This is a genomic window from Rhodococcus yunnanensis NBRC 103083, assembly GCF_001895005.1.
In the GTDB taxonomy this organism is placed as follows: domain Bacteria; phylum Actinomycetota; class Actinomycetes; order Mycobacteriales; family Mycobacteriaceae; genus Rhodococcoides; species Rhodococcoides yunnanense.
Map to the genome: position 1 here is coordinate 25,308 of NZ_BCXH01000030.1, position 13,448 is coordinate 38,755.

11 protein-coding genes are annotated in these 13,448 nt (G+C 62.5%); 8 read left to right on the top strand and 3 right to left on the bottom strand.

The genetic code is table 11. From position 1 onward, the window contains the following. Positions 1-126 precede the first annotated feature (126 nt). Positions 127-1,602 (bottom strand): 30S ribosomal protein S1, encoded by a 1,476-nt coding sequence (rpsA, locus tag RY1_RS28350; RefSeq protein ID WP_072807383.1) that lies wholly within the window; start codon positions 1,600-1,602, stop codon positions 127-129. A 315-nt stretch (positions 1,603-1,917) separates the two neighbouring features. On the opposite strand from rpsA, the gene RY1_RS28355 reads away from it, so the two are divergent. Next, positions 1,918-2,763 (top strand): class I SAM-dependent methyltransferase, encoded by an 846-nt coding sequence (locus tag RY1_RS28355; RefSeq protein WP_072807398.1) that lies wholly within the window; start codon positions 1,918-1,920, stop codon positions 2,761-2,763. Between the two features lie 30 nt (positions 2,764-2,793). Here the strand turns inward: RY1_RS28355 and RY1_RS28360 are convergent, their stop codons facing one another. Further along, positions 2,794-3,888: an isocitrate/isopropylmalate dehydrogenase family protein gene (locus RY1_RS28360; RefSeq protein WP_072807399.1), complete on the bottom strand. Its 1,095-nt coding sequence runs from the start codon at positions 3,886-3,888 to the stop codon at positions 2,794-2,796. Positions 3,889-3,899: 11 nt separating this feature from the next. Between RY1_RS28360 and RY1_RS28365 the strand changes: the two genes are divergently transcribed. The 3 genes from RY1_RS28365 (at position 3,900) to trxA (ending at position 6,068) form a co-directional block, all read left to right on the top strand. Further along, on the top strand, positions 3,900-4,415 hold the full coding sequence (locus tag RY1_RS28365) for a 2'-5' RNA ligase family protein (protein ID WP_072807384.1): 516 nt from the start codon (positions 3,900-3,902) through the stop codon (positions 4,413-4,415). A 206-nt stretch (positions 4,416-4,621) separates the two neighbouring features. After that, the gene (locus RY1_RS28370) at positions 4,622-5,620 is read left to right on the top strand and encodes a helix-turn-helix domain-containing protein (RefSeq protein WP_072807385.1); all 999 of its coding nucleotides are present in this window, start codon (positions 4,622-4,624) and stop codon (positions 5,618-5,620) included. A 70-nt stretch (positions 5,621-5,690) separates the two neighbouring features. Next, positions 5,691-6,068, top strand: a complete 378-nt coding sequence (gene trxA / locus RY1_RS28375) for a thioredoxin (protein ID WP_072807386.1) — start codon at positions 5,691-5,693, stop codon at positions 6,066-6,068. A 53-nt stretch (positions 6,069-6,121) separates the two neighbouring features. Here the strand turns inward: trxA and polA are convergent, their stop codons facing one another. Further along, positions 6,122-8,863 (bottom strand): DNA polymerase I, encoded by a 2,742-nt coding sequence (gene polA / locus RY1_RS28380; RefSeq protein WP_072807387.1) that lies wholly within the window; start codon positions 8,861-8,863, stop codon positions 6,122-6,124. Between the two features lie 292 nt (positions 8,864-9,155). Between polA and RY1_RS28385 the strand changes: the two genes are divergently transcribed. Genes RY1_RS28385 through RY1_RS28400 form a run of 4 tightly spaced genes read left to right on the top strand, consistent with a single transcriptional unit; the run spans position 9,156 to position 13,291 of the window. Then, positions 9,156-10,448: an ABC transporter permease subunit gene (locus RY1_RS28385; protein ID WP_072807388.1), complete on the top strand. Its 1,293-nt coding sequence runs from the start codon at positions 9,156-9,158 to the stop codon at positions 10,446-10,448. Positions 10,449-10,453: 5 nt separating this feature from the next. Then, positions 10,454-11,443 (top strand): branched-chain amino acid ABC transporter permease, encoded by a 990-nt coding sequence (locus tag RY1_RS28390; RefSeq protein WP_072807389.1) that lies wholly within the window; start codon positions 10,454-10,456, stop codon positions 11,441-11,443. Then, positions 11,436-12,485, top strand: coding sequence for an ABC transporter ATP-binding protein (locus RY1_RS28395; protein ID WP_072807390.1), 1,050 nt, complete (start codon positions 11,436-11,438; stop codon positions 12,483-12,485). Before RY1_RS28390 ends, RY1_RS28395 begins: the two co-directional genes overlap by 8 nt. Next, positions 12,482-13,291, top strand: a complete 810-nt coding sequence (locus tag RY1_RS28400) for an ABC transporter ATP-binding protein (RefSeq protein WP_072807391.1) — start codon at positions 12,482-12,484, stop codon at positions 13,289-13,291. Before RY1_RS28395 ends, RY1_RS28400 begins: the two co-directional genes overlap by 4 nt. Positions 13,292-13,448 lie beyond the last annotated feature (157 nt).

Below are 13,448 nucleotides of genomic sequence, written 5' to 3' on the forward strand. Positions count from 1 at the left end.
CTTGAATGCGCCATTCATCCGGATGGATAGCGTGACTGCGCCATTCATGCCCAAGAACGAGGTGAGCCCCGGCCCTCCGAAGAGGACCGGGGCTGCGGTCACACCCTCACGGGTGGACACCTTCTATCAAGCGTTGCCCGACAACTTCTCACGAAGCGCAGCGAGCTGAGCATCGCTGGCCAGCGATCCGCCGGTCGAAGCCGGAGCCGATGCTGCGGGAGCATCACCTTCGTCATCGTTCGACTGACCCGACTCGGAGGAGTAGTTGGTGTTGGCGGCTTCTGCAGCCTCGTCCTTCGCCGTCTTCTCCATCTGAGCCGTGTGCATCTTGTGGCGACGCTCCGCCTCGGCGTAGCGGCCTTCCCACTCTTCACGCTGCTTCTCGTAACCTTCGAGCCACTCGTTGGTCTCGGAGTCGAAGCCCTCGGGGAAGATGTAGTTGCCCGCATCGTCGTACGAGTCGGCCATGCCGTACTTGGACGGATCGAACTCTTCCGCGTAGTCCTCGTTGGCCTGCTTGAGGCTCAGCGAGATACGACGACGCTCGAGATCGATGTCGATGACCTTGACGAGTGCGTCGTCTCCGACACCCACGACCTGGTCCGGAACCTCCACGTGGCGCTCGGCCAACTCGGAGATGTGCACGAGGCCCTCGATGCCCTCTTCGACGCGCACGAACGCACCGAACGGAACGAGCTTGGTGACCTTACCGGGAACGATCTGACCGATCGCGTGCGTACGAGCGAACTGACGCCACGGATCTTCCTGAGTTGCCTTGAGCGACAGCGAAACACGCTCGCGGTCCAGATCGACGTCGAGAACCTCGACGGTGACCTCGGTGCCGACCTCGACAACCTCGGACGGGTGATCGATGTGCTTCCAGGACAGCTCGGAAACGTGAACGAGTCCGTCGACGCCGCCCAGGTCCACGAATGCACCGAAGTTGACGATCGAGGAAACGAAGCCCTTGCGGACCTGCCCCTTCTGGAGCTGGTGCAAGAACTCGCTGCGGACCTCGGACTGAGTCTGCTCGAGCCATGCACGACGCGACAGGACCACGTTGTTGCGGTTCTTGTCGAGCTCGATGATCTTGGCCTCGATCTCCTTGCCGACGTACGGCTGGAGGTCGCGAACGCGACGCATCTCGACGAGCGAGGCAGGCAGGAAGCCACGGAGGCCGATGTCGAGGATGAGTCCACCCTTGACGACCTCGATGACGGTGCCCTTGACGGCCTCGTCCTTCTCCTTGAGCTCCTCGATCGTGCCCCATGCGCGCTCGTACTGAGCTCGCTTCTTGGACAGGATCAGGCGGCCTTCCTTGTCCTCCTTGGTGAGAACGAGAGCTTCGACCTCATCGCCCACGGAGACGACCTCGTTGGGGTCGACGTCGTGCTTGATGGAGAGCTCACGGGAAGGGATGACGCCTTCGGTCTTGTAACCGATGTCGAGCAGAACCTCGTCGCGATCGACCTTGACGATAGTTCCTTCGACGATGTCACCATCGTTGAAGTACTTGATCGTGGCGTCGATGGCTGCGAGGAAATCCTCTGCGGAGCCGATGTCGTTGACGGCTACCTGCGGTGAGGTTGTGGTTGAGGGCATGTGTTGAGTTGCTCCGGACGGGTTGGGTATCGGTTGATGGATGTTCGGTCGGACTGTAGAAACAAATGAAGAACGAAAATGTTCCACCACGCGTCGAGCACCAGGACCGGACGAACCGGATCCGATCATCCCCGCGCAGCGTCAACACACTCGCGTCCAACAGGGTACGCGATCGCCTCATACCTGGGCAAACCTGGCAGGGCAAGCGGCAAACCTGGCAGGGGCCACCGGCAAACCTGGCAGGGGCCACCGGCAAACCTGGCAGGGCAAGCGGCAAACCTGGCACGAGCGAGACCGCCGACTAACGTGTCGTCCGTGAACGACAGCCCTTCCGCCTCCGAGGAGCCTCGGACTTCCGTTGTACCAGGCCGCGCTCGGATCTCGTCCGACGCCAGCGATCGCGCAAGCCGATCCTGGTGGGATTCGGACGCAGAGGAGTACCACCGAACACACGGTGAATTCCTGGGCGTCGGCACCGAGCAGGGCGAGTTCGTGTGGTGCCCGGAGGGGCTGCACGAAGGCGACGCGCAACTGCTCGGCGACATCGAGGACAAGGACGTGCTCGAAGTCGGCTGCGGCTCGGCCCCCTGCGCTCGCTGGCTTGGAGCCCACGGCGCCCGCGCGGTCGGCCTCGACATATCGGCCGGGATGCTCGAACGCGGTCTGTCCGCGATGGCATCAGGCGGTACACGTGTGCCGCTGGTGCAAGCCAGCGCCGAGTCGCTTCCCTTCGCCGACGCAAGTTTCGACATCGCATGCTCGGCCTTCGGGGCCGTACCCTTCGTCGCCGATTCCGCGAACGTCATGGTGGAGGTCGCGCGTGTCCTACGCCCAGGCGGTATGTGGGTCTTCGCCGTGAATCACCCGATGCGATGGATCTTCCCCGACGACCCGGGTCCGCTCGGGCTGACGGCGACTATTCCGTATTTCGACCGGACTCCGTACGTGGAATTCGATCCGGAGGGCACCCCTACCTACGTCGAGCATCACCGGACGATCGGCGACCGTGTCCGCGAGGTCGTCGCAGCAGGCCTGGAGCTGCGCGACATCGTCGAGCCGGATTGGCCCGAATGGTTGGATCGCGAGTGGGGCCAGTGGAGCCCGCTGCGTGGTCAACTCTTCCCCGGCACCGCGATCTTCAGCTGCCGAAAGCCCAACTGACGTCGGCCTGATTCACGGTCCGCGCCGACCTCAGAGCCGAAGTGTGCGGGCGACGACCGTCTCGGTGAACTCACCCGTCGATGCGCGGCCGCCGAGATCTGCCGTCGCCACTCCGGACTCGAGCGTGGCCGTCACCGCACGCCGGATGCGGCCCGCGGCGCGAGACAACGCCGGCCGATCGTCGTGTGCCGCGAGCCAGTCGAGGAGCATCGCGGCAGACAGAAACAGCGCCGTCGGGTTCGCCCGGTTCTTACCCGCAATGTCGGGCGCGGAGCCGTGCGCTGCCTGGGCCATCGCTTTCGTCTCCGACGAGTTGAGCGACGGTGCCATCCCGAGCGAGCCGGACAGCTCGCCCGCCAGATCGGACAGTATGTCGCCGAACATGTTCTCCGCGACGATGACATCGAATGCGTCGCCTCTGCGGACGAGGTGGGCAGTCAGCGCGTCGATGTGTTCCTCGTCGACGGTGACATCCGGAAACTGTTCGGAGACTTCCCTGCAGACGTCGCGGAACAACCCGGTCGAGAGCGAGAGGACATTGGCCTTGTGCACGATCGTGACATGCTTGCGTCGGGCTCGGGCCAGCGTGAAAGCTTCACGTGCGATGCGCTCGCATGCTGTGCGGGTGAAGACCCCGACTGCGAGCGCGACGTCCGGCGTCGGCATGAATTCCCCGCTGCCCACGAACATGTTTCGGTCTGCGTAGAACCCCTCGGTGTTCTCGCGGACGACGACGAGATCCATGTTGGGCGACACCGCCCGCACCCCCGGATGCGCGAGTGCAGGACGGATGTTGGCGAACAGGTCGAACGTCTTGCGCACCACTCCGCCCGGGGTGAGCCGAGACCGAAACGGCTCCGGATACGACGCGCTGTCGTGAGGACCGAGTACCCATCCGGACAACGTCTTCAACTCGTCGAGAGTCGAATCCGGAACCGGCGATCCGTGCGATTCGAGTGCGTCCCGTCCCAACGGCAGGTCCACCCACTCGATCGACAGATGTTCGGCCTGCGCGGCCGCGTCGACGACGTGCATCGTCGCAGGCACAATTTCATGGCCGATGCCGTCACCTGTCATCGATCCGATACGTACTGCCGGTGTATGGCCGTGAGTCACATCAGCCATCATGGCTCACTATGGTCCAGTCAGTGGAATTACTCCTCGACGACGCACTCGACGCGGCGGTCAGGGCGGAGTGGCAAGTACTCGTCGACGCCGACCTGCCCAGTCAAGGGCGTCACCGCGGTGAATCCAATCGTCCACACGTGACGGTGTCGGTCGCCGACGAGTTCGAGGAACTGGATCGGGGTATCGCGAGCACGCCCCTCGCGGTGCTGTTTCCCATTCGGCTCGGACCGTTCGTGGTGTTTCGCGGGAAGCACGCGACGCTCGCGCGGTTGGTGATTCCGTCTCGCGATCTTCTGTCGCTACACGATGCGGTGTCCTCGCTCGCCGGGACATCGCACGGGCTCCGAGCTCACACTGCGCCAGGTCACTGGACACCACACGTCACGCTCGCTCGCCGGCTCACCGAAGCCGAACTCGCCGCGGCGCTCCGACGGCTCGACTCCGTACCCGCCGTACTGACGGGCGCCACGGTTGCGCTGCGGCGGTGGGACGGGGAACGAAAGGTCGAGTGGCCCGTCGGGTGAGAGGGCTTTCAGAACCGGTAGTCGCCGAACTGGGTCACCTCCGCGTGGGTATCCGGTGCGTACCCGAGCGCTACGGCCACGTACATCACAGCGAGAACAGCCAGAACAACAAGTGCGATTGTCATATCGCAAGCCTGCTACCAGGCAATCTCTCGGAACAGTGGCAGATATGACATAGTTCATCGTTTTTCTGCCATACTTGGCAGGTGCTGAAACGCGTAGTGGTACCGCTCATGCCGTTGACCGAACAGTTCGAGCTCGGCGTCGCCTGCGAGGTCTTCGGTTTCGACAGGTCCGACGAGGGCTTGCCGACCTACGATTTCTCGTTGATCGCCGGTGTCGCAGAGCCCATCAGATCGCGGTTCGGCTACACCATCGACGTTCCCTACGATCTGTCGCAACTCGACGACGCAGACCTCATCATCATCCCGGCAGGCGGCACTCACGCCTCGGTCGACGGCAGTTACGTCTGCAACACCGAATACGACCACTCGGTGGAGCCGCTGTTGGTCAAACTGCGAGCCGCTGTCGCGCGCGGCGCCAAGGTGGCCAGTCTCTGCAACGGCGCCTTCGTTCTCGGAAAAGCGGGATTGCTCGACGGACGCCGCTGCACGACGCACTGGCGTCATTCCGCCCGTCTGGCCGCCGAGTATCCACGTGCAGAGGTCGACCGCAACGTTCTGTACGTCGACGACGGGAACGTTCTGACCAGCGCGGGTACAGCCGCAGGCATCGACCTGTGTTTGCACATCGTGCGCAAGGAGCAGGGCAGCACCGTCGCGAACGGCATCGCGCGGCGGATGGTCGTACCCCCGCACCGCGACGGCGGGCAGGCCCAGTTCGTCACCACCCCGCTTCCCACCGTCGAGGTCGAGACCTTGGCGCCGCTGCTGGACTGGATGACCGAGAATCTGGACTCGGAACTGTCGGTTCAAGCTCTCTCGGCTCGGGTGAATCTTTCGTCGAGGACATTCGCACGGCGTTTCCAGGCCGAGACCGGAACCACGCCAGCTCGCTGGCTCAACGATCAACGGGTCCTCGCGGCTCAACAACTGCTGGAGAACTCGGACCTGTCGATGGACGTCATCGCCGAACGTGTCGGCTTCGGCAACGCCGCGGTGATGCGCCAGCACTTCGTTCGGGTTCGCTGCACAACGCCCAATTCCTACCGTCGCACGTTTCGGGCGGCACCCCAACCGGCGTGACGGGAAGATTCTGACACCTCCCCGCGTTGATGCTCCCAGAGAGACAACAAGCATCGACGAAGGGGTAGGCGTGGCAACACAGACATTGACAGGGCAGAACTTCGACGAGATCGTCGGAGAAAACGACGTCGTCCTGGTCGACTTCTGGGCTTCGTGGTGTGGACCGTGCCGTCAGTTCGCTCCGACGTTCGAGAAGTCTTCGGACGCGCACCCCGACGTGGTGCACGCCAAGGTCGACACCGAAGCAGAACAGGGACTCGCGGCGGCAGCCAACATCCAGTCGATTCCGACGATCATGGCCTTCCGCGAAGGCGTTCTCGTCTTCGCGCAGCCCGGTGCACTGCCGGCATCGGCACTGGAAGATCTGGTGGGTCAGGTGAAGGCACTCGACATGGACGAGGTCCGCAAGCAGCTTGCCGAGAAGACCGAGGCAGCTGACGCCCAGTAACAGCACGCAGCTCGACAAAGCCGGCCGCTTTTCGCGGCCGGCTTTGTCGTTGTCTAGTGAGCTGCTTTGTCCCAGCTGGTTCCGGTGCCGACGGAGACCTCGAGCGGCACGGACAGAGTGATCGCCGAGGACATCTTCTCGCGTACGAGCGCTTCGACCTCCTCGCGTTCGGACTCCACGACCTCGAGTACCAACTCGTCGTGGACCTGTAACAGCATCCGTGAGCGGAGACCGGTCCGCGACAGCGCCTCGTGCACATCGATCATCGCGACCTTGATGATGTCGGCGGCGGTGCCCTGAATCGGCGCATTGAGTGCCGCCCGCTCGGCAACCTCGCGACGTTGACGGTTGTCGCTGTTCAGGTCGGGGAGGTAACGCCGCCTGCCGTACAACGTCGAGGTGTAACCGACCTTGCGTGACTCCTCGACGGCGCTGCGCAGGTAGTCCCGGACGCCGCCGAAGCGGGAGAAATACGCTTCCATCTGTTGTTTTGCCTCGTCGGTCGAGATCTTCAGTTGTGCCGCGAGCCCGAACGCGCTCAGGCCGTAGGCCAACCCGTACGACATGGCCTTGACCCGACGTCGAAGCTCAGGGGTCACTTCCTCGATGGGAACACCGAATGCACGTGCGCCCACAAAACTGTGCAGGTCCTCGCCGGTGTTGAAGGCCTCGATCAGACCTTCGTCACCGGACAGGTGCGCCATGATGCGCATCTCGATCTGGCTGTAGTCGGCGGTCAGCAGGGTGTCGTAGCCCTCGCCGACGACGAATCCGTCCCGAATGTGACGGCCCGCCTCGTTGCGGACAGGGATATTCTGCAAATTCGGATCGGTCGACGACAGCCGACCTGTCGCCGCTACCGTCTGGTTGAACGTCGTATGGATCCGGCCGTCGTCGGACACCGATTTCAGCAAACCGTCGACAGTCACCTTCATACGAGTGGCATCACGATGGTCGAGCAGGAACTTCAGGAACGGGTGTTGGGTCTTCTCGAACAAGCCTTGCAGTGCGTCGGCATCGGTGGTGTAGCCCGTCTTCGTCTTCTTGGTCTTCGGCATCTCCAACTCGTCGAAGAGCACTACCTGAAGCTGCTTCGGTGAGCCGAGATTGATCTGCTTGCCGATCACCTCGTATGCGGAATTCGCTGCCTCGGCGACCTGTGCGGCGAACTGGCTCTGCAGATCACCGAGGTGGCTGCTGTCCACTGCGATGCCGGTTGCTTCGAGGTCCGCAAGCACCGAGAGCAGCGGGAGCTCCATATCGGCGAGCAAAGAACTCGACTCGATGGTGACCAGCTCCGCATCCAGCGCGGCCGCCAAGTCGAGGATCGCCTGTGCACGCAGAATTTCCCCCTCTGCGACGGCGGCGTCGGCGACTTCCTCGGTGTCGAGAAGAGACATCTGTCCTTCGACCGAGTCCTCCACCCGAAGCTCACGCTTGAGGTACCGCAGGCATAGATCGTCGAGGTTGAAGCTGCGCTGCCCGGGGCGAACGAGATACGCCGCCAGAGCGGTGTCACTGGTAACACCGTTCAGCGTCCAGCCACGGCCGCGTAGAGCATGAACCGCCCATTTCGCCTCGTGCAACGCTTTGGGCTGGCCGCTGTCCGCCAACCATGCTGCGAGCGCCTTCTCATCGGATTCGTCGAGTGCGCTGGTATCGACGAAACCACCTTCCCCGCCGGATGCTGCAATCGCGATCGAGACCGCGTCGCTGTCGAAGGGACGGCGCGGGCCGACGACCGACAGGCCGTGCCTCTCCCCCGTCGACGCGTGAGTGGCCAACCAATCCGCGAGCTCACCGGTTGCCACCGCGCCTCCGCGGACATCGAAACCTTCCTCCGCCTCCGGCTCGGCCGAAGCCAGTGTCTCGAACAATCGGTCGCGGAGCACACGGAACTCGAGATCGTCGAACAGTCCGTGGATCTTCTCGCGATCCCACGGCGCGAGTTCGAGCTGATCCGGGGTGTACGGCAGCGGGACATCACGCACCATCTCGGTGAGCTCGCGGTTCAGCACGACACTGGAGAGGTTCGCGCGCAGCGCGTCGCCAACCTTCCCTTTGACCTTGTCGACGTTGTTGACGAGCTCTTCGAGCGAGCCGTACTCGACGATCCATTTGGTCGCGGTCTTCTCGCCGACGCCGGGAATCCCGGGGAGATTGTCACTCGGATCGCCGCGCAATGCCGCGAAATCCGGGTACTGCGACGGGGTCAGACCATATTTGGTGGTGACTTCCTCCGGAGTGAAACGGGTGAGTTCGGAGACGCCCTTCTTCGGATACAGCACCGTGACGTTGTCGGTGACGAGCTGCAACGAATCTCGATCACCCGTGACGACGAGAATCCGGTACCCGAGTGCCTCAGCCTGGGTCACCAACGTCGCGATGATGTCATCGGCCTCGAACCCCGCCTCGGCCATGACCGGTATACCCATGGCGCCCAGGACGTCCTTGGTTATGTCCACCTGGCCGGCGAACTCGTCGGGCGTCTTGCTCCTGTTCGCCTTGTACTCGGGAAAACGCTCGGCTCGGAACGTTTGCCTCGACACGTCGAATGCTGCGGCGATATGCGTCGGCTTCTCGTCGCGCAGCAGGTTGATCAGCATGGATGTGAACCCGTAGACAGCGTTGGTCGACTGGCCACTGGTCGTCTTGAAATTGTCGACGGGCAAGGCGAAGAACGCGCGAAACGCGATCGAGTGCCCGTCGATCAGCAACAGCGTCGGTGGTTCGCCGTCGGTGGACGTACCGGTGGTGGATGTGGACGTTGCGCGTGCGTCGGTTACGGGGCTCACGGTTACCCAGTCTAGGGAGAGGCTCCGACACGAAGGAAGCCGACGCGAACGGCAACCCCCTCCGCAGGTCGGGTAGTTCGAAACACAAATGATACTTCCCGGAAATTGGAGACGCCGATTTCGTGCGCTTCCAACGGTTAGAGTCCGACAATTGCAAGCAGTAGCCCTCCATGGGTTCACCCCGACAACCGTCCGGAGGACGTGCGTGGCTCCAAATGTTCGATGGCCCCGAAGGAAGAACCGACTTCGGCGACAAGGCCGAATCTCGCTTCGCCTACTGAGACAGACCCTCGTGTTGGCCGTACTCGGATCCATAGCAGCAGTGACATTCGGCGGCACTGCCCTGGCCCAGGAACCGACCCCGACTCCCCCGCCTGCAGCATCGACGTCGCAATCACCACCTGCCGATGCAGTATCGGTCAGCGGCAGCCTCAACAACGGCGGTGAACGACTCGCCGACGTCGACGTCATCGCCGTCGATGCGTCCGGTGAGGAGGTCGCTCGAACGACCTCTGCGGACGGCGGCAAGTGGACACTCGAATTGTCCCCCGGCTCATATACATTCAGCGTCGACGCCGAGACCCTGCCCGACGGGGTGAGCGTCCAGGCCGAAGTGCAACGTGACGTCGCCGCAGGCCGCGCGAACACCGTGATCTTCTCGTTCGGCGAAGCTCGCACCTCGAACGAGCTTCCGTTCTACGAGAAGTTCATCAGGACTACCGTCGACGGGTTCAGATTCGGTCTCGTGATCGCCCTGGCCGCAGTCGGCCTGAGTCTCATCTTCGGCACCACGGGCCTCACCAACTTCGCGCACGGCGAGTTGGTGACGCTCGGTGCTGTCGCGGCCTGGGTGTTCAACGTGAGCGTGGGTATCCAGCTGATCTGGGCGACGATTCTGGCGATCATCGTCGGCGTTGCCGTCGGATGGCTCAACAATGCGGCCATCTGGAGACCACTTCGAAAACGCAAGACGGGCTTGATCGCTCAGCTGGTGGTTTCGATCGGACTTGCCATCGCACTGCGATACCTGATCCTCATCTTCTTCTCCGACCGCGCCGAACCCTTCGACGACTACCAGGCACAGACGCAGAACGAATGGGGCCCGTTCGCGATCACGAACGTCAACCTCGCATGCATCATCATCAGCATCGTCGTCCTCGTCGGAGTCGCACTGATGCTGCAGCGCACCCGAATCGGCAAGGCCATGCGTGCCGTCGCCGACAACCGCGATCTCGCTGCGTCGTCGGGCATCAACGTCGAACGAGTCGTCACCTTCGTGTGGTGCATGGGTGGTGGACTCGCTGCACTCGGCGGTGTCCTGTTCGGTCTCTCCGAGCTCGGCGGCCGTGTCCAGTGGGAAATGGGGTTCAAGCTACTGCTGCTCATGTTCGCCGGAATCACACTCGGCGGCTTGGGAACCGCATACGGAGCACTCCTCGGCTGCGTCATCGTCGGACTTCTCGTGCAGTGGTCGACGATGATCATCAATCCCGATCTCAAATACATCGGAGGACTGCTCGTCTTGATTCTCATCCTCGTCGTCAGGCCCCAGGGCATTCTCGGCTCGCGGCAAAGGATCGGGTGAGATAAATGGATATTCTCGGAGCTCTCCAGGTCTCACTCGCGCAGCTGATCGGGCCATCGGCCATCTTCTACGCGCTCCTTGCGATCGGGTTGAACCTGCACTTCGGTTACGCAGGGCTTCTCAACTTCGGGCAGATCGGTTTCGCTCTGCTCGGTGGATACGGCGTCGGCATCATGACGATCACCTACCAGCAGCCGCTGTGGTTGGGCATTCTCGTCGGCCTCGGCGCAGCGGGCCTGCTCGCCCTCGTGCTCGGTATTCCCACACTGCGACTGCGGGCGGACTATCTGGCCATCGTCACTATTGCCGCGTCGGAAATCCTTCGGCTCGTCTTCCGCTCGACAGCAACCGATTCGATCACCAAGTCGACCAACGGAATTTTCGGATTCGCAGATCCGTTCACCTCGCTCAGCCCGTTCGACTCGGGCAAGCAGTACTCCTTCCTCGGTGTGAAGTTCTACGGCGACGACCTGTGGTCCATGGTGGTCGGATGGTCACTCGTGCTGCTGCTCTGCGGGCTCGTCTACCTGCTGACACACAGCCCGTGGGGACGTGTTCTCAAGGCAGTCCGCGAGGACGAGGACGCGGCGCGTTCGCTCGGCAAGAACGTGTTCGTCTACAAGATGCAGGCACTCGTGCTGGGCGGTGTCATCGGCGGTATGGGCGGTGTGTTCAACGCGTTGCAGACCAAGTCCATCAACCCCGACTTCTACTCGACGGCACAGACCTTCTTCGCCTTCGGTGCACTCATCCTCGGCGGCGCGGCAACCGTGTTCGGTCCGGTACTGGGCGCGATGCTGTTCTGGTTCCTGCTGTCGATTCCCGACGCCATCCTGCGCCAAGCGATCGCCGGTCCTGATCCGCTTCTCGATCTCAGCGAACAACAGGTCGGTGCAACACGTTTCGTGCTGCTGGGAATCTTGATCGCCGTATTGATGGTGTTCAGGCCCCAGGGCATTCTCGGCAACAAGCGAGAGGTCCAACTCAATGCCTGACTCATCGGCGGTTGCGGCACGGGCCGCGACCGCACTCAGCAAGGAACAGCGTGTGGCGCTGTTCGCACAAGTCCCCAACACACCGGGAGCACCCAAGCCCGATGCGACGCTCGTCGTCGACGGAGTCTCCCGGACGTTCGGCGGCCTCAAAGCCGTCGACGTAGCCCATCTCGAAATCCAACGAGGGTGCATCACGGGGCTCATCGGACCTAACGGTGCGGGCAAGACGACGCTGTTCAACCTGCTGACCGGATTCGACCGACCGGACACGGGCACGTGGTCGATGGACGGCCAACCGCTCGGCAAGATGCATCCGCACCAGGTCGCGAGAAAAGGCGTCGTACGGACGTTTCAGCTGACCAAGGCTTTGTCCAAACTCACGGTGCTCGACAACGTTCGACTCGGTGCGACGGGCCAGCGAGGCGAACGCATTCTGAGCACACTGCTGCCGTGGACGTGGAAAGCGCAGGAGAGGCAGATCACCGAGCGGGCCTATGAACTGTTGGCCCGTTTCAAGCTCGACGCCAAGGCCGACGACCTCGCCGGTTCACTGTCCGGCGGTCAGCGCAAGCTTCTCGAAATGGCCCGTGCGTTGATGACCGATCCTGCGGTCGTGATGCTCGACGAGCCGATGGCAGGCGTCAATCCTGCTCTGACGCAAAGCTTGCTCGGACACATCAAATCCCTGCGTGACGACGGAATGACCGTCGTGTTCGTCGAACACGACATGGATGTCATCCGAGACATCAGCGATTGGGTCGTCGTCATGGCTCAGGGCAGCGTCATTGCCGAATCGACGCCGGAAGAACTCTCCAACAACGGGGCCGTCGTCGATGCGTATCTGGGCAGTCATCACGACCAGGCTCTCGAATTCGACGAGGACGGAAACCCGGTGGGCGCCACCGCAGAACTGGCCGAGGCGCTCGAGCAAGCCGAGGCCGAAGAACTCGAAGCGGGCGGTGATCTGTCCGAACCCGAGTTCGTGGCACCGGATCTCGCCGCAGGCCCGGGCAAGCACGCCAAGGAAGAAGACGAGAAATGAGTGAACCGAGTACACAGAAGCTGACACCGGCGGAATTTGCGGCAACACCGGAAGAGCACGCCAGGCTCGCCGAAGGTGCACTGGTCCGTGCCGACAACCTCGTCGCAGGCTACATCCCGGGTGTCAACATTCTCAGTGATTGCAACTTCTTCCTCCGTGACGGTGAGATCGTCGGCATCATCGGACCCAACGGTGCCGGAAAGTCGACACTGCTGAAGACATTGTTCGGCCTCATCCCGGTGCGCGAAGGTTCGGTCAGCCTGCGCGGCGACAACATCACCTCGGCCGAGGCACATGTGCTGGTGACGAAAGGTGTCGGATACGTTCCACAGACACAGAACGTGTTCCCGTCCTTGACCATCGAGGAAAACCTCGAAATGGGAATCTATCTGCGTCCCAAGAAGTTCTCCGAGCGCTTCGAGTTCGTCAGCGAACTGTTCCCACTCCTCGGCGAACGCAAGAAGGTCAAGGCCGGAGCGCTGTCCGGTGGTGAACGTCAGATGGTCGCCATGGGCCGGGCATTGATGATGGAACCGTCGGTCCTGCTGTTGGACGAGCCGTCCGCCGGCCTGTCTCCGATGTTCCAGGACGAAGTGTTCATCCGCTGCAAGAAGATCAACGCAACGGGCGTCTCGATCATCATGGTCGAGCAGAACGCACGACGCTGCCTGCAGATCTGCGATCGCGGATACGTCCTCGACCAAGGGCGAAATGCCTACACCGACACCGGAACCAACCTGATGAACGACCCCAAGGTCATCGAGCTGTACCTCGGCACCCTCGCCGGAAGCAAGGAGAAGAAGTAGTACACCTGCTCAACGAGAGCCCGGGTTCCACTGCGAGCCCGGGCTTTTCCTTGGTCTCCGGGGGGGGTGAGCGAATGTCACATCCGGTCACCGCTGGAGGGAGCGAATGTCACATCCGGACACCCCGTAGTGAGCGAATGTCACACGCGGTCACTCA

What these genes read in the sequence shown, in the direction of transcription:
- rpsA (WP_072807383.1), bottom strand. Translation starts at nt 1,602, where the DNA reads ATGCCCTCAACCACAACCTCACCGCAGGTAGCCGTCAACGACATCGGC.
- RY1_RS28360 (WP_072807399.1), bottom strand. Translation starts at nt 3,888, where the DNA reads ATGGCTGATGTGACTCACGGCCATACACCGGCAGTACGTATCGGATCG.
- RY1_RS28365 (WP_072807384.1), top strand. Translation starts at nt 3,900, where the DNA reads ATGGTCCAGTCAGTGGAATTACTCCTCGACGACGCACTCGACGCGGCG.
- RY1_RS28390 (WP_072807389.1), top strand. Translation starts at nt 10,454, where the DNA reads ATGGATATTCTCGGAGCTCTCCAGGTCTCACTCGCGCAGCTGATCGGG.
- RY1_RS28395 (WP_072807390.1), top strand. Translation starts at nt 11,436, where the DNA reads ATGCCTGACTCATCGGCGGTTGCGGCACGGGCCGCGACCGCACTCAGC.
- RY1_RS28400 (WP_072807391.1), top strand. Translation starts at nt 12,482, where the DNA reads ATGAGTGAACCGAGTACACAGAAGCTGACACCGGCGGAATTTGCGGCA.